The organism is Sphingobium sp. GW821-FHT02B05, assembly GCF_059421905.1.
Genome location: NZ_JBWKVW010000003.1, coordinates 37,778 through 53,009 on the forward strand (window position 1 = coordinate 37,778; position 15,232 = coordinate 53,009).

Here is a 15,232-nt window from a genome sequence, read left to right on the forward strand (position 1 = left end):
GCGCGGCGCTGATCCGCTATGCCGGCGGCTGGCCCAATAGCTCGCGGGCGCGGGGCGTCAGGCGCTCCACGGCGGCGGCATGGATGCCCGGCGCGGCGCACATCAGGCCGAAGGCGGTCGGCTGCGGGCGGTTGAAGAGCAGGGGGTCGCCCAGCGCGTCGGTCACGGTGCCGCCGGCTTCCTGCACGATCAGCGCGGCGGCGGCGACATCCCATTCATTGCCCCAGCGCACGGTGGCGACCAGATCGGCCTCGTCTGCTGCGACCATCGCCATGCGCAGCGCGATGCTGTTCGGCTTTTCCACCGTCACCAGATCACGATCGATGCGCGGCAATTGTTCGGCGGGGACGCGCGCGCCGGCCAGGGTCCGTCGCGATCCGGCACGAAGCGGCTGGCCATTGCGGGTCGCGCCCTTCCCCAGTTGCGCCACCCAAAGTTCGTTGCGGGCGGGTGCGGCCAATATGCCGAGCGTCACCGCGCCCTGATCGACCAGTGCTACCGAGACGGCCCAGCCCGGCCGGCCGCGCAGATAGTCGCGGGTGCCGTCGATCGGGTCGACCACCCAGACGCGCGGCACGCCCAGGCGATGCACGGTATCGGCCGTCTCCTCCGACAGCCAGCCGGCCAGCGGATCGATCGCCGACAGGCGTTCGCGCAGCATGGCATCGACCGACAGATCCGCTTCGCACACCGGATGGCCGGGCACTTTCTCCCACTGGCGCACACGGGTTTCGCCATTGGCCCAAAGGGTCAGCGCATGGTCGGCCGCATCCGCCACGGCGGATACGATCGCGCGCAAGGAGGCGTCAGCCCCCGGCAACGGTCATCCCGTCCACGCGCAGCGTCGGGACGTTCATGGCATAGCGGAAGCTAAGGTCGCTGGCCGGCGTCAGCGCGCGGAACATGTCCTTCAGATTGCTGGCGATGGTGATTTCCGACACGGCATGCGCGACCGCGCCATTTTCAATGAGGAAGCCGGCCGCGCCGCGGCTATAATCGCCGGTGACGCCGTTCACGCCCATGCCGATCAGTTCGGTGACGTAAAGGCCGCGTTTCACGTCCGCCATCAGGTCGCCCGGCGAGATGGTGCCGGCCTCCATATGGACGTTGGTGATGCTGGCGCCGGGTGCGCCGCTGCCGCCCCGGCTGGCATGGCCGGTGGGTTCCAGGCCCAGCTGACGCGCCGAGGCGCTGTCCATCAGCCAGCCCGTCAGCACGCCCCGGTCGATCAGTGCGCGGCGTTCGACCGGCAGCCCTTCGCCATCGAACGGGCGCGATCGCATGCCGCGCGGCAGCAGCGGATCGTCGATGATGGTGATGGCGGAATCGAACAGCGCTTCCCCAAGCGAATCCAGCAGGAAGCTGGAGCGGCGGGCGATCGCCGGGCCGACCATGCCGCCGATCAGATGGCCAAGCAGGCTGGAGCCGATGCGCGGATCGAAGATGATGGGCATGACGCCGCTTTCGACCTTGACCGGACCCAGCCGCGCCACCGCGCGCTGGCCGGCGCGGATGCCGACGGCTTCGGCATCGTCCAGATCCTCCAGATGACGGACGCTGTGGCTGGCATGGTCGCGCTGCATGTCGGCGCCGGTGCCGGCCAGCACGCTGGCCCAGGTCGCATGGCTGGTGCCGGCATAGGCGCCGGCAAAGCCATGGCTGGTGGCCAGCGCCACCTGGCTGCGGCCGTTGGATGCGCCGCCGCCTTCGCTGTTGGTGATGCCCGGCACGCTGCGGGCGGCTTCCTCCGCGATCAGCGCGCGTTCGCGCAAGCTGGCGGGTTCAGGCTCTTCCTCATCGGTCAGGTCGAGCGAAGGCGGGCGTTTCTTGAGCAACCGATCTTCCGGCGCCAGGCCGGCATAGGGGTCTTCGGGCGCTTCGCGGGCCATGGCGATGCAGCGATCGACCAGGGTGGCAAGCGTCGCAGGATTCATGTCCGACGCGGAAATGCTGGCGGACCGCTGGCCGATGAAGACGCGCAGGCCGATATCCTCCCCCTCCGATCGTTCGACATCTTCCAGCGCCCCCAGGCGCACCGAGACATTGGTCGATGCGGTACAGGCATAGATGGCGTCGGCGGCATCCGCCCCGGCCTTGCGTGCGGCACTGACCAGATCCTGCGCGCGCGACTGGGCTTCGTCTAGGCTGAGCATGGAGGGAAAATCGTCCTGAAATATAGGGAAGGCAAGGGGGCGGCCTTACGCGCTTGCATCCGCGCTAACAAGGCTGGGGGGCGTCAAGGCAGCCAGCCAATGGTCGAGCAGGTGCCAGGCGACGGCCATTTGCGGCGGGGCCAGGAAAGGGGCATCGGGGTCGCCGGCCATGGCCGCGCGCACCTGATCGGCGTCGCACCAGAAGGCGTCCTCGATCTCGGTGGCATCCAGCGTCAGCGCATCATCCTGCGCCTGGCCGATGCAGGCGATCATCAGGGATGATGGGAAGGGCCAGGGCTGGCTCATCACATAGCGCACGTCATGGACGCGGACGCCCGCTTCCTCGAACAATTCGCGCGCGACCGCTTCCTCGATCGTCTCGCCCGGTTCGACGAAGCCGGCCAGCGCCGAATAGCGGCCCGGTGGCCAGGCATGCTGGCGGCCGAGCAGGATGCGCCCGCGATATTCGGCCAGCATGATGACGACCGGGTCGGTGCGGGGAAAATGTTCGGCGGCGCAGGCGTCGGCGTCGCATTTGCGCGACCAGCCGGCCTTGGTCGGGCGCGTGGTCGCGCCGCAGACCGAACAATGGCGATGCCGCGCGTGCCAGTGGACCAGACTGCGCGCCGTGCCGTAAAGCGCGACTTCGTCGGCCGGGACGAGGCCGGCGATGGCGCGGCTGCGCGGCGTTGGCGTGAGATTGGGGCCAAGGTCGGCGACCAGCCGGGCGAAGATCGGCCGGGCGACGGGATCGACGCCGAGCAGGACATGATCCTGCGCGCGGGCATCGGGGCCGAGTGGTTCCAGCAGCAGATGCCCGTCCGCCTCCACCGGCTCTAGCCCGTCCAGCACCAGCAGGCGCGCGGCGGGATCGGCGAATGTTTCGGCCAGCAGGGCAGGGTTGGTGCGGATGTGGTCGACGCGGTCCAGCCGGCTGCCGACGAAGCCCGGCATGGTCTTCGTCGTCGGGTCAGTTCCGTGCATGCGTCTGCCTTTCCTTCCTCACTGCGTCGGCGGCGTGAGCGAATAATGTCGGCAATCCCGCCTCCCCGATCCGGTCGATCGGCCACCATTCGCCTGCGCCCGTCGGCGTCACGTCCGCCCCCACATGGGCATGGTGGACGCGCAGCGCCAGTGAGAAATGGGTAAAGACATGCGCGACCGGCTCATCGATCGCCGACCAGTGCGCCGGCAGCGGCGGGGTGGCGTCGGGCGCGTCGCTCCAGTCGGAGCTGGGGAGCGCGCGCATGCCGCCCAGCAGCCCCTTGTCCGGGCGGCGCACCAGCCAGACATGGCCGTCCCGCTCGATCCACCAGCCATGGCCGGTGCGATGGGGACGGGCTTTCTTGGCCGGCTTGACCGGAAAGGCGGCGGGATCGGCGGTCAATAGAGCGGCGCAATCGTCGCGGATCGGGCAGATGCCGCAGGCAGGATTGCGCGCGGTGCAGATGGTCGCGCCCAGATCCATCATCGCCTGCGCGAAATCGCCGGCGCGGGCGTCGGGCGTGATGCGGTCGCAGGCTTCGCGAATCTCCGTGCGGGCAGCAGGGAGCGGCGTGGCTATGGCAAAGAGGCGGGCGACCACGCGCTCCACATTGGCGTCCACCACCACCGCGCGCCGGCCAAAGGCGATGGCCGAGACGGCGGCGGCGGTATAGGCGCCCACGCCCGGCAGCGCGCGCAGCCCCTCCTCCGTATCGGGGAAGATGCCGCCATGATCGCCTGCCACCGCCCGCGCGCAGGCGAGCAGGTTACGGGCGCGGGCATAATAGCCAAGGCCTGCCCATGCCGCCATCAGGTCGGCGTCGGCGGCGGCGGCCAGATCCTGCACCGTGGGCCAGCGCGCCGTGAATTTCGCGAAATAGGGGCCGACGGCGGCCACCGTCGTCTGTTGCAGCATCACTTCCGACAGCCAGACCCGATAGGGGTCCGCCCTATTGCTGCCGGGCGGCGCGCGCCAGGGCAGGCGCCGGGCGTGAACATCATAGTGGGCGAGCAGGTCGCCCGCGATTTTTCTGTCTCTACCCTCGACGCGCATGCCAGCCCTATGCCATGTAGCGCCTCATGACGGAACGCCCGGCCCCCCCTAAATATAAGAAGAGTCGTGCCGCCGCAGCAGCCGAGCGCCCGCGTACGGGTGCGCCGCGCGCGATCGCCGACCTGATGCCGGATATCGGCCGCGCCGCCTTTCGCAAGTTCGGCTTCGTCCAGTCCAGCATCGTCACCCGCTGGGCGGAGATCGTCGGCAGCCATTATGCCGGCATTTCGGCGCCCGAATCGATCCGCTTCCCGGTGGGGCAGAAGGCCGGCGGCACGTTGCAGCTGACGGTGATGAGTGGCCATGCGCCGATGGTGCAGCATATGCTGCCCGACATCGTCGAGCGGGTGAACCGCTTCTTTGGCTATGCCGCCGTCGCCAAGGTCGCGATGCGGCAGGGCGAAATCACGCCGATGCGCGCGGAGCGCCGGCCGCCGCCCCGCAACCTCAAGCCCATTCCGGTCGAGCTGGGCGATTCGTTGCGCGACATTGGCGACCCGGAATTGCGCGCCGTGCTCGAATCGCTGGCGCAAGGCCTTGCCAACAGCAGCGGATTGCCGAAAATTAACTAGAGCGATCGTGGATCGGATGGCACATCCGTCCATTCGCCACCCACGACCCCTATTCGGCTCCGGTTCAGCGGAGCCTTTCTACGGACGCGCCTCATGAAGAAACTGCTCCTGCCGCTTGCCTTGCTTGCCGTTCCTGCCGCTCTGGTCGCCGCGCCTGCCGCCAATTGGGTGAGCCGGGTCGTGCTGTCGCCGATCGGCGGCCATGTGATGGGCAATCCTGCCGCGCCGACCAAGCTGGTCGAATATGTGAGCTATACCTGTTCGCATTGCGCCCATTTCGTGGGCGAGGCGAGTGCGCCGCTCAAGACCGGCTATGTGAAGGGCGGCAAGGTCAGCGTCGAGGTGCGCAATGCCGTGCGCGACAAATATGACCTGACCGCCGCGCTGCTGGCCCGTTGCGGCGGCCCCGCTCGCTTCATGGGCAATCATGAGGCGCTGTTCGCCAACCAGACGCCCTGGATGGAGAAGATCGAAGCCTATGACGGCGGTTCGGACAAGCCTGCGGACCAGACCGCCGCACTCAAGGATATCGGGCAGAAGACGGGGCTTTACGCGCTGATGAACAAGCGTGGTTTTACCAATGCGCAGCTGGACGCCTGCGTCGCCAACCCGACCGCGATGAAGCAGGTGCTGGCGATGACGGACGAGGCATGGAACAAGGCCAAGATCACCGGCACCCCCGGCTTCGTCGTGAACGGAACCAAGGTGGACGGATCGAGCTGGGCCATCCTCCAGGCTGCATTGCCCCCCGCCGCCCGCTGATCTAAACCCCTTTTCATCCTGTTTGATTTCGGAGCCTTGCCCGTCGTGAAAGCCTTTTCCGGTATAGCCCTTATCGCCCTCAGCCTGACCCTCGCCGCCTGCGGCAAGAATGAGGACGCCGCCAAGCCGACCGGCGAGTCGGTTGCCGCCGTCGCAGCCCCCGCCGGCACCAGCTGGTCGGACAGGATTGCAGAAACGCCGGACGGCTATTTCGTGATGGGCAATCCGTCGGCGAAGGTGAAGCTGGTCGAATATGGCTCCTACACATGCAGCCATTGCAAGGATTTCTCCGCCGAGGCGTCGGAGGAGATCAAGAAGATCGTCGACACCGGCAAGATGAGCTTCGAATTCCGCACCTATCTGCGCGATCCGATCGACCTGACCACCGCCCTGCTCGCCCGCTGCGGCGGCAAGGACATCTTCTACCCGCTGTCGGAGCAGTTCTTCGCCAACCAGTCGGCGATGTTCGAAAAGGTGCAGGGCGCGCAGGCCGCTTTCCAGGGCGTGGACAAGCTGCCCCCGGCGCAGCGTCCCGGCGCGATCGCCCAGATTGCCGGTCTGGTCGAATATGCGCAGCAGCGTGGCATTTCCGCCGATCAGGCCAAGCAGTGCCTGGCCGATACGGCGATTGCCGAGAAGCTGGCCAAGAATGTCGAGAAGGCCAACAGCGAATATCAGATTCAGGGAACGCCCAGCTTCCTGATCAACGGCGTGTTGCTGGACAATGTCGCCAGCTGGTCCGCACTCCAGCCCAAGCTCAAGGAAGCAGGGATCTGATTGCGCCAGAGGGGGCTGACAGGCGCGCCTACGCATAGGGGAACCGGGGCGGCTGGCTGCTCCGGTCTTCCGTCATGCAGATAAAGCGCCTCAAACTCTCAGGCTTCAAAAGCTTCGTCGATGCGACGGAGCTGCGGATCGAACCGGGGCTGACCGGCATCGTCGGCCCCAATGGCTGCGGCAAATCCAACCTGCTGGAAGCGATCCGTTGGGTCATGGGCGAATCCAGCGCCAAATCCATGCGCGGCGGCGGCATGGAGGATGTGATCTTCGCGGGCACCGCCACGCGGCCGCAGCGCGACTTTGCCGAAGTGTCGCTGCTCACCATCCAGGAACAGGGCGAGCTGTTTTCCGCCGTCGACGTGGGCGCGGACGGCGAACTGGAAGTCACGCGGCGGATCGAGCGCGGGGCGGGCAGCGCCTATCGCGCCAATGGCAAGGACGTGCGCGCCAAGGATGTGTCGCTGGTCTTTGCCGATGCCGCCACCGGCCCGCACAGCCCGGCGCTGGTCAGCCAGGGGCGGATCGCCGCCGTCATCGCCGCGCGGCCGCAGGAACGGCGGGCCATGCTGGAGGAAGCGGCGGGCATTGCCGGCCTGCATGTCCGGCGCAAGGATGCCGAGCAGAAATTACGCGCGGCCGAAGCCAATCTGGCCCGGCTGGACGAGATTTTGGTGGATATGGACGCGCGCGCCAATGCGCTGCGGCGGCAGGCGAAGGCGGCGGAACGCTATATCCGCCTGTCGGACCAGATTCGCGTGGCCGAAGGGCGCGTGCTGTTCGCCCGCTGGCGCGAGGCCAATGCCAGCGCAGAGGCCGCGCGGGCGGAGGCGAAGCAGGCCGACACCGCCGTATCGGCTGCGCAGGAGGGGCAGATGGCAGCCGCCGCCCATGCACAGGCGGCTGTCGCAGCGCTGGCCGACCGGCGCATGGCAGCACAGAATGCGCGCGACGCCGCCAATGAGGCGGGGCATCGGCTGGCGGCGCTGCGGACCGAGCGGGATTCGGTCGTCCGCCGTCTGGCCGACCTGACGCAGCAGGCGTCCCGGCTGGAGGAGGATCGCGCGCGCGAAGGAACGCTGGCCAATGATGCGGCGGAGGCGATCGCCCGGCTGACGGCGGAGATCGCCACGCTGAAGGGGCGGGTGGCCGAGACGGAGAAATTGCGTCCGGCCTTTGCCGCACGGATATCCGCTGCCGAGGATGCGGCGCGCGACACCGAACTGGATCTGGCCAAGGCGATGGCGACGCAGGCGGCCGAGCAGGCCGAATTGCGCGTCGCGGAAGCGGCGCTGGCGGCCGCGCGCAGCCGGATGGACCGGGCGCAGCGGGAGGTGGTACGACTGACTGCGGAGGCGGCCGCCCTGCCCGATGCCGCCCCGCTGGAGGCGCAGCGCGAGACGGCGATGGCCGATCAGGACAAGGCGAAGGCCGATCGCGATGCTGCCGAAAACGCCATTCAGACGGCCGATGCGGATCGCCAGTCCGCCGCCCAAGCACGGGCATCGGCCGAAGCGGCACTGGCGTCGGCGCGGGCCGGGCTGGCGGCGCTGGACAGTGAGGCGGCAGCGTTGAAACGGGCCGTGGATAGCGGCGGAACCAAGGCGCGGGCGCTGGACCGGCTGAAGGCGGCGCCGGGTTATGAGCGGGCGCTGGCCGCCGCGCTGGGCGACGATCTTGAGGCGCCGGTGGGGGCGGAGGGCAAGCGGCGCTGGGCCGGGGCCGATCCGTTGCCCGGCGATCCCGCCTTGCCCGCTGGCGCCACGCCGCTGGCCGCGCATGTCACGGCGCCGGTGGAACTGGCCCGCCGTCTGGCGCAGATCGGGGTGGTGGACCGCGACGCGGGGCAGGCGCTGGGCGTGGGGCAACGGCTGGTCACGCGGGATGGGCAGTTGCGCCGCTGGGACGGCTATGTGGCAGCGGAGGGCGGGGCGGCTGCGGCCGAGCGGCTGATCCGGTTTAATCGGCTGGACGCAATCGCCGCTGCGCGCCCGGCCGTGCAGGCCGAGGTCGAGCAGGCCGATGCGGCGCAGGATGGAGCAAAGGCGCGCGAACAGGCGGCCGTGCAGGCGCTGGCCGCAGGACGCACCGGCCTGTCGCAGGCGGACCAGAGGTTGCGCGCTGCGCTGCGCGCCGCCGATGAGGCGACTACGGCGCTGGAACGGCTGGCCGGGCGGCGCGAGGATGTCGAGGAACGATTGGCCGAGGCGCGGCGCGACCGGGATGGCGCGCAGGGCGAGCATGAGAAGGCGGAGTCAAACCGGGCTGCTGTGCCCGATGGTGCGGCAACCCGTGCACTGGTCGTGACCCTGTCGCAGGCGAGCGAGAAGGCGCGGGGCGCGGTCGGCCAGTTGCAGGCGGATCAGGCGCTGGCCGATCGCGCCCTGACGATCGACCAGGAACGGCAGGCAGCGGCCGACGCCGAAGCGAAGGGCTGGCGCGCTCGCGCGGGCGAGGCGGCCAAGCGGATCGCCGCCATGGTCGCCCGTGCCGAGGAGATTGTCGGCGAGCGTGACGGACTTGTGACGCAGCCCGATGCGTTGGCCAGCGCCATAGCGGGGCTGAGCGATCAGGGCACGGCCCTGACGCAGGCCGCCGATCAGGCCCGCAGCGCCGAGCAGGAGGCGGAGGGGGCGCTGCGCACGGCCGAGGGGCGTGCGGCGCAGGCGGGCGAGGCGCTGGCCGCCGCGCGTGAAGCCCGCGCTACCGCCGTTGCGCGTGCCGAAGCCGCCGACGAGCGCCGGATCGAAACCAACCGCCTGTCGGGCGAGCGGTTCGAATGTCCGCCGCCGGTCCTGCCGGAGAAGCTGGGCTTTGCCAGCGCCGAGATCCGCATCGCGCAGACCGAACTGGCCGATCATGACCGTTTCCATGCCGAGCGCGAGCGCATCGGCCCGGTCAATCTGGTCGCGGCGCAGGAACTGGAGGAACTGGAAGCTGTCCAGGCGGCCAGTCGATCGGAAAGCGCGGAACTTACGCAAGCGATCAACCAGTTGCGCGGGTCGATCGGCAGCCTCAACCGCGAGGGGCGGCAAAGGCTGCTGGCCGCGTTCGAGGCGGTGGACGGGCATTTCCGGCGGCTCTTCACGACGTTGTTCAACGGCGGGCAGGCGCATCTGGAACTGATCGACAGCGACGATCCGCTGGAGGCGGGGCTGGAGATCATGGCGCAGCCGCCGGGCAAGAAGCTGGCGGCGCTGACGCTCTTGTCAGGCGGCGAACAGGCGCTGACCGCGGTCGCGCTGATCTTCGGGCTGTTCCTGACCAATCCTGCGCCGATCTGCGTGCTGGACGAGGTGGACGCGCCGCTGGACGACGCCAATGTCGAGCGTTTCTGCGATCTGCTGGACGCGATGGTGGCGCAGACGAATACCCGTTACCTGATCGTCACCCATAATGCCGTCAGCATGGCGCGCATGCACCGCCTGTTCGGCGTGACCATGGTGGAGCGCGGCGTGAGCCGGCTGGTGTCGGTCAACCTGCAAAGCGCCGAGGCCTTATTGGCGGCGGAGTAGTTGTTGTAACTACAAATATTGACTTTTTCGATCTTCATCCATATTCTGATCGCGCCAACTGAAAATATCAGAAACCGAGAAACCAGCAACGGAAGTGACGGCACGTCTCCAACGACTCAGCCTGCCCTCATGAGGCAGGCTCGCCTGAGGATTTCGGTTTATGAGAGTGAGTTTTGATGCTGCCAAAAGGCAGGCCACATTATCAGAGCGCGGACTGGACTTCGCAGATGCCGCGCAGATTTTTGATGGCCCTGTCTTCACGAGAGAGGATGATAGATTCGATTATCCGGAGCCGCGCTTCCAGACTTTCGGCTTGGTAAACGACCGTCTCGTTATTCTTGTCTGGACACCGACGGAGGAAGGGTTGCGGGTCATCTCGATGAGGAAATGCAATGACCGAGAGCAGAAAGCCTATGCCCGCCGACTGGAATGACGATGACATCCCGGAATGGACGGAGGAAATGTTCGATCAGGCCGAATTTCGGATCGGGGACAAGGTTATTCGGCCCGGCGCTGGCATTATTGCAAGGCCCGGTCGCCCTAAATCAGAAGACCCCAAGCAACAGGTGACGCTACGGCTCGACCGGGCGGTACTGGACGCCTTTCGCGCCGGCGGACCCGGCTGGCAGAGCCGGATCAACGCCGAATTGCGCAAACTGCTCGGGCTGTAGTTTACCCCCGCCCGAACCAGCCCTTCATCCGGCGGAACAGGCCGCGTTCGTTGACCGGCTCGAACATTTCCTCCGGGCCTTCGGGGTCCAGTACCTCATGGTCGGCGAGCCAGGTCTGTACGTCGTTGAGGTCGGGCGTCACATAGGGGCGCAGCGTGCGGCCGGGCTTCTGACGCAGTTCCTCGATCGCGGCGATCAGGCCGCGTTCGGCGATGACCGCCGAGACCCGTTCGGTGGGCAGATCCAGATGTTCAGCGATCAGGTCGTCGCGAATCTTCAGGATCGTCGCCTGCCGTCCTGCATTGGCGGGCAGGATGGTGTCGATCGACACGTCGCATTCGGTATCCAGCCGCATCGATCGATTGTTCATGTTGGACGAGCCGACGCGGATCAGCCGGTCGTCCACGATCAATATCTTGGCATGGACATAGATGGGCACGCCGCGATTGGTGAAAGGGTGGTAGATGCGGAAGCGGCCATGGGGATCGCGCGCCTTGAGCGTTTCGTACAGGCGCGCACGGGCCGTATCCATCGCCTGCTGTTCCAGCCAGCCATCGGCCTGTTCCGGATTGACGATGACGATGTCCGGCCCGTCCGCCTCGTCCAGCCGCCTGGCGATCGCCTCGGCGATGCGGCGGGAGGCGAAATATTGGCTTTCGGCATAGATGTGCCGCTTGGCCGCCGCGATTTGATGCAGGTAAAGCTGCTCGATCTCGATCAGCTCTTCCTGATCGTCCATCTTGGGCGCGGATCGGGCGATGGCGATATCGACGCCCTCGAACATCACGGGCAACCTGTCGGGCCAGCAATCGCTGATCCCCTCGACCGGCTCCAGCGGATCGCCGCCCGCGCCGATCCAGCGATTGCGGGCATGTTCGCCCAGCGCGGCGGCAACCGGGCCGGCCAGCGCCGTGGTGGCATCATGCCAGGGGCCATAGGGCGACCCGTCGGGATGGAGGCGCCCCGGTTCCTCGTCGCGATGATGGCGCGTGTCCCAGCGGTCGCCGGTCATGTCGATGCCGCCGCAAAAAGCGAAACAATCGTCGATCACGACGATCTTTTGATGGTGGGAGGCGGCGGGGGGATGATGGCCGTCCAGCTTCACGGTGATGCGCGGATGCGCCATCCAGCGCAGCGTGGTGACGAGGTGCGAGGGTTTCGCCATCGACTTGATCGCACCGACATCCCAGCGCAGCAGGAAAATTTCCAGCTCCGGCGTCTGTTCGACCAGCCAGGTGATGAAGTCGCCGATGACCATCGGCGCATCATCCTTGGCCTCATCTTCGCGAATCAGGCTGATGGCCGGATCGAAATCCCAGCCGATCAGCATGATGCGGCGCTTGGCCTTCATCATCGCGGCGCGGGCCAGGCGGAAATAATTATCCGCGTCGATGACGACGCTGGCCTTGTCCGCGCGTTCGATGCGCCAGCAATCGGTGCCCAGTTGCGGCGTCATAGCGACGCACTCCCCACGACCAGACAGCCCAGGAACATCAGCAAACCGGCAAAGCGGTTGGACCGGAATTTACGCAGGGGATCGACTCCATCTTCCTTCAACGTGCCTGTCTGCCACAGCAGATGCACCGCCATGGGCAGCAGGGCGGCCAGCGCCAGACCCTGCGGCCGTATCTGCCAGATTGCGCCGCCCCACAAGGCCAGAGCGAGCGCGTAGCATAATGTCACGCCGCCGCGCACATGGCGGCCCATCGACAGGGCGCTGGAACCGATGCCGATCAGCGCGTCATCCTCCCGGTCCTGTAGCGCATAGATGGTGTCATAGCCGACCACCCAGAAGATGCTGCCGGCATAGAGGAGCAGGCCCGGCAGGGTGAGCGCGCCGGCCACCTCGCTCCAGCCCACCAGCGCAGCCCAGGAGAAGACGAGGCCGAGCCAGACCTGCGGCCAGCCGGTAATCCGTTTCATGAAGGGATAGGCCGCGACCAGCGCCAGGCTGCCCAGCGCCACGACTTGTGCATGAAGAGAGAGTTGGAGCAGGACGACCAGGCCGACGAGGCACAGGGCCAGCAGCCAGGCCCACGCCACCTTCACCGACATGGCGCCGCTGGCGAGCGGCCGCGCGGCCGTGCGGGCGACTTTCCGGTCGAGATCGCGATCGACGATGTCGTTGAAGACGCAGCCTGCCCCGCGCATCGCGATACTGCCGATCAGGAGCCACGCGATCAAAGGCCAGCGGGCAAAGCCGCCCCCGGCCAGCGCCACGGCCCAGGCGCCGGGCCAGAACAGCAGCCACCAGCCGATCGGCCGATCCAGTCGCGCCAGTTGCGCCAAGGTACGGGGCGTGTCGGGCAGGCGGGCGAGCAGGCCGCGCGCTTCGCTGTCCGGAACGATCCCCTTGTTCAACGGCGTCTGATTCAACGGCGACTCCAAATTCGCCCTAACGCTTGTCGAAGGGCCATGCTTCTCTTTAGGGAAGAACAAGTCACCGGCAAGACATGAGATGAAATGACCGCAACCCCCGCCTGGCCCCCGCAAAGCGCCCCGCGCCTGCACGTCGAAACCCAGCTGGGCGAAGGCGTGGTGGTGCCGGTCGATGGCAATCCGGCCCATTATCTGATCAGCGTCATGCGGGTGAAGCCCGACGACATCGTGCTGTTGTTCGACGGCCGGTCGGGCGAATGGGCGGCGCGGGCGCGCGATATTCGCAAGCGCGACCTGGTGCTGGAATGCGTCAGCCAGACCAAGCCGCCCGAGCATGTGCCCGATTTCTGGCTTTGCTGCGCGCCGATCAAGAAAGGCCGGATCGACCTGATCGCCGAAAAGGCGTGCGAACTGGGCGTGGCGCGGCTTCAGCCGGTGCTGACGCGCCGGGCGGTGGTGGACAGGCTGAACCTGGATCGGCTTCACGCTCATCTGGTCGAGGCGGCGGAGCAATGCGGGCGCACCGCCTTGCCCGAACTGGCCGAAATGACGAAGCTGGACGCGCTGTTGAAAGGCTGGGCGCCCGATCGGCACCTCTTCTTCGCGGACGAAACGGGCGGCGCGGCGCTGGATGCGACATTGCGGACCCATCCTGGTCCTGCCGCTTTTCTGGTCGGGCCGGAAGGTGGGTTCGATCCTGCCGAGCGCGAGGCGATCCGCGCGACGCCGGGCGCCGTACCGGTATCGCTGGGGCCGCGAATCCTGCGGGCGGAAACGGCCGCCATCGCCGCGACATCGGCCTGGATGACGATCAATGGCGACTGGACTTGATTCTGATTCGTCGCGCTTTTCGAGTCGGCTGTTCCACCTGATTTGAAGGTGCTCTAGGTTTCATTCCGCTATCTTGTTGCGCGAAGCATAGGCGCAACTTATCTGTCGGCGGCGCGCTCTGGTTTGACGCGCGTTGGGGAAGCACTAAGGGCGGGGCATGAGCACCAGAACAGACTCCGGGGATCATGATCCCGTCATCGAGAATCGCGACCAGTTGATCGCGGCCTTTTCCAAGGGAGAAAAGCCCAAGGACCGCTGGCGGATCGGCACCGAGCACGAGAAATTCGTCTATAACCGCAAGGATCATCACGCCCCTTCCTATGAGGAGATGGGTGGAATCCACACGCTGTTGATCGGCCTGACCCGCTATGGCTGGAGCCCGGTGTTCGAGGGTGAGAATATCATCGCCCTGTCGGGTGCGGACGGTACGATCAGCCTGGAACCGGCGGGCCAGCTGGAACTCTCCGGCGCGCCGCTCGACAATCTGCACCAGACCTGCGCCGAAACCGGCCGCCATCTGGAGCAGGTGAAATATGTGGGCGACATGCTGGGCCTGGGCTTCCTTGGCCTTGGCATGTGGCCGGACAAGACGCGCGCGGAACTGCCGATCATGCCCAAGGGCCGATACGAGATCATGCTGCGGCACATGCCGCGCGTGGGGTCGATGGGGCTGGACATGATGTTGCGCACCTGCACGATCCAGACCAACCTGGACTATGGCAGCGAAGCGGACATGGCGCAGAAATTCCGCGTCAGCCTTGCCCTGCAACCGCTCGCGACCGCGCTGTTCGCCAATTCGCCCTTTACCGAAGGCAAGCCCAACGGCTTCCTGTCCTACCGCAGCCATATCTGGTCGGACACCGATCCGGGGCGTACCGGCATGCTGCCCTTCGTGTTCGAGGACGGCTTCGGTTACGAACGCTATGCCGACTACGCCCTCGATGTGCCGATGTATTTCGTTTATCGGGACGGCAAATATATCGACGCGGCGGGGCATAGTTTCCGCGACTTCCTGGATGGCAAGCTGGCGGTGCTGCCGGGCGAGAAGCCGACCGAGAAGGATTGGGAGGATCACCTCTCCACCGCCTTCCCCGAAGTGCGGATGAAGAGCTTCCTGGAAATGCGCGGGGCCGATGGCGGGCCGTGGAACCGCATCTGTGCGCTGCCCGCGCTATGGGTCGGGCTGCTTTACGATCAGGGCGCGCTGGATGCCGCATGGGATGTGGTCAAGGACTGGACCATGGAGGAACGGCAGACGCTGCGCGACTCCGTGCCCAGGCTGGGGCTGGATGCGCCGATCGGTGGCGGGCGCAAGCTGCGCGACATTGCTGGGCAGGTGGTCGATATCGCCCGTTCGGGTCTGGCCGCCCGTGATCGCCTCAACGGCGCGGGCGACAATGAGACGGGCTATCTGTCCTTCCTCGACGAGGTGGTCACGTCCGGCAAGACCAACGCCGAACGCCTGCTGGAACGCTATCATGGGCAGTGGCAGGGCGACCTCAGCAAGGTCTATGACGAGGAAAGCTTCTAAACC

At 66.9% G+C, this 15,232-nt stretch carries 14 protein-coding genes; 8 read left to right on the plus strand and 6 right to left on the minus strand.

The features are described 5' to 3' along the window. Positions 1-16 precede the first annotated feature (16 nt). The 4 genes from AC07UX_RS12410 to AC07UX_RS12425 are packed head-to-tail and all read right to left on the minus strand — an operon-like array spanning position 17 to position 4,191. Positions 17-820, minus strand: a complete 804-nt coding sequence (locus tag AC07UX_RS12410; protein WP_495192331.1) for an inositol monophosphatase family protein — start codon at positions 818-820, stop codon at positions 17-19. Then, positions 807-2,153: a TldD/PmbA family protein gene (locus AC07UX_RS12415; protein WP_495192332.1), complete on the minus strand. Its 1,347-nt coding sequence runs from the start codon at positions 2,151-2,153 to the stop codon at positions 807-809. Before AC07UX_RS12415 ends, AC07UX_RS12410 begins: the two co-directional genes overlap by 14 nt. Before the next feature lie 45 nt (positions 2,154-2,198). Next, positions 2,199-3,137 (minus strand): NAD(+) diphosphatase, encoded by a 939-nt coding sequence (gene nudC, locus AC07UX_RS12420; RefSeq protein ID WP_495192333.1) that lies wholly within the window; start codon positions 3,135-3,137, stop codon positions 2,199-2,201. After that, complete coding sequence (locus AC07UX_RS12425) at positions 3,124-4,191, minus strand: A/G-specific adenine glycosylase (RefSeq protein WP_495192334.1); 1,068 nt, start codon at positions 4,189-4,191, stop codon at positions 3,124-3,126. Before AC07UX_RS12425 ends, nudC begins: the two co-directional genes overlap by 14 nt. Positions 4,192-4,217: 26 nt before the next feature. On the opposite strand from AC07UX_RS12425, the gene AC07UX_RS12430 reads away from it, so the two are divergent. The 6 genes from AC07UX_RS12430 to AC07UX_RS12455 all read left to right on the plus strand — a co-directional run bounded on the left by AC07UX_RS12430 (position 4,218) and on the right by AC07UX_RS12455 (position 10,488). Further along, positions 4,218-4,763 (plus strand): DUF721 domain-containing protein, encoded by a 546-nt coding sequence (locus tag AC07UX_RS12430; protein WP_495192335.1) that lies wholly within the window; start codon positions 4,218-4,220, stop codon positions 4,761-4,763. A 93-nt stretch (positions 4,764-4,856) separates the two neighbouring features. Beyond that, positions 4,857-5,525: a thioredoxin domain-containing protein gene (locus AC07UX_RS12435; RefSeq protein ID WP_495192336.1), complete on the plus strand. Its 669-nt coding sequence runs from the start codon at positions 4,857-4,859 to the stop codon at positions 5,523-5,525. A 45-nt stretch (positions 5,526-5,570) separates the two neighbouring features. Then, a complete protein-coding gene (locus tag AC07UX_RS12440; RefSeq protein ID WP_495192628.1) occupies positions 5,571-6,302 on the plus strand; it encodes a thioredoxin domain-containing protein in 732 nt (243 codons plus the stop codon). Between the two features lie 74 nt (positions 6,303-6,376). Further along, positions 6,377-9,817 carry a chromosome segregation SMC family protein gene (locus tag AC07UX_RS12445; protein ID WP_495192337.1) on the plus strand — a complete coding sequence of 1,147 codons (3,441 nt, stop codon included), beginning with the start codon at positions 6,377-6,379 and terminating at the stop codon, positions 9,815-9,817. Between the two features lie 160 nt (positions 9,818-9,977). Continuing rightward, positions 9,978-10,250 (plus strand): BrnT family toxin, encoded by a 273-nt coding sequence (locus AC07UX_RS12450; RefSeq protein ID WP_495192338.1) that lies wholly within the window; start codon positions 9,978-9,980, stop codon positions 10,248-10,250. Beyond that, positions 10,210-10,488 (plus strand): BrnA antitoxin family protein, encoded by a 279-nt coding sequence (locus tag AC07UX_RS12455; RefSeq protein ID WP_495192339.1) that lies wholly within the window; start codon positions 10,210-10,212, stop codon positions 10,486-10,488. Before AC07UX_RS12450 ends, AC07UX_RS12455 begins: the two co-directional genes overlap by 41 nt. 1 nt (position 10,489) lies before the next feature. Here the strand turns inward: AC07UX_RS12455 and AC07UX_RS12460 are convergent, their stop codons facing one another. Both AC07UX_RS12460 and ubiA read right to left on the minus strand, forming a co-directional pair. Beyond that, positions 10,490-11,944, minus strand: a complete 1,455-nt coding sequence (locus AC07UX_RS12460) for a phospholipase D-like domain-containing protein (protein WP_495192340.1) — start codon at positions 11,942-11,944, stop codon at positions 10,490-10,492. Beyond that, positions 11,941-12,849 (minus strand): 4-hydroxybenzoate octaprenyltransferase, encoded by a 909-nt coding sequence (gene ubiA / locus AC07UX_RS12465; protein ID WP_495192629.1) that lies wholly within the window; start codon positions 12,847-12,849, stop codon positions 11,941-11,943. The genes AC07UX_RS12460 and ubiA overlap by 4 nt, the downstream gene beginning before the upstream one ends. 102 nt (positions 12,850-12,951) lie before the next feature. On the opposite strand from ubiA, the gene AC07UX_RS12470 reads away from it, so the two are divergent. Further along, on the plus strand, positions 12,952-13,698 hold the full coding sequence (locus tag AC07UX_RS12470) for a 16S rRNA (uracil(1498)-N(3))-methyltransferase (RefSeq protein WP_495192341.1): 747 nt from the start codon (positions 12,952-12,954) through the stop codon (positions 13,696-13,698). Between the two features lie 157 nt (positions 13,699-13,855). Beyond that, positions 13,856-15,229: a glutamate--cysteine ligase gene (locus AC07UX_RS12475; protein ID WP_495192342.1), complete on the plus strand. Its 1,374-nt coding sequence runs from the start codon at positions 13,856-13,858 to the stop codon at positions 15,227-15,229. The last annotated feature ends 3 nt before the right edge of the window (positions 15,230-15,232 follow it).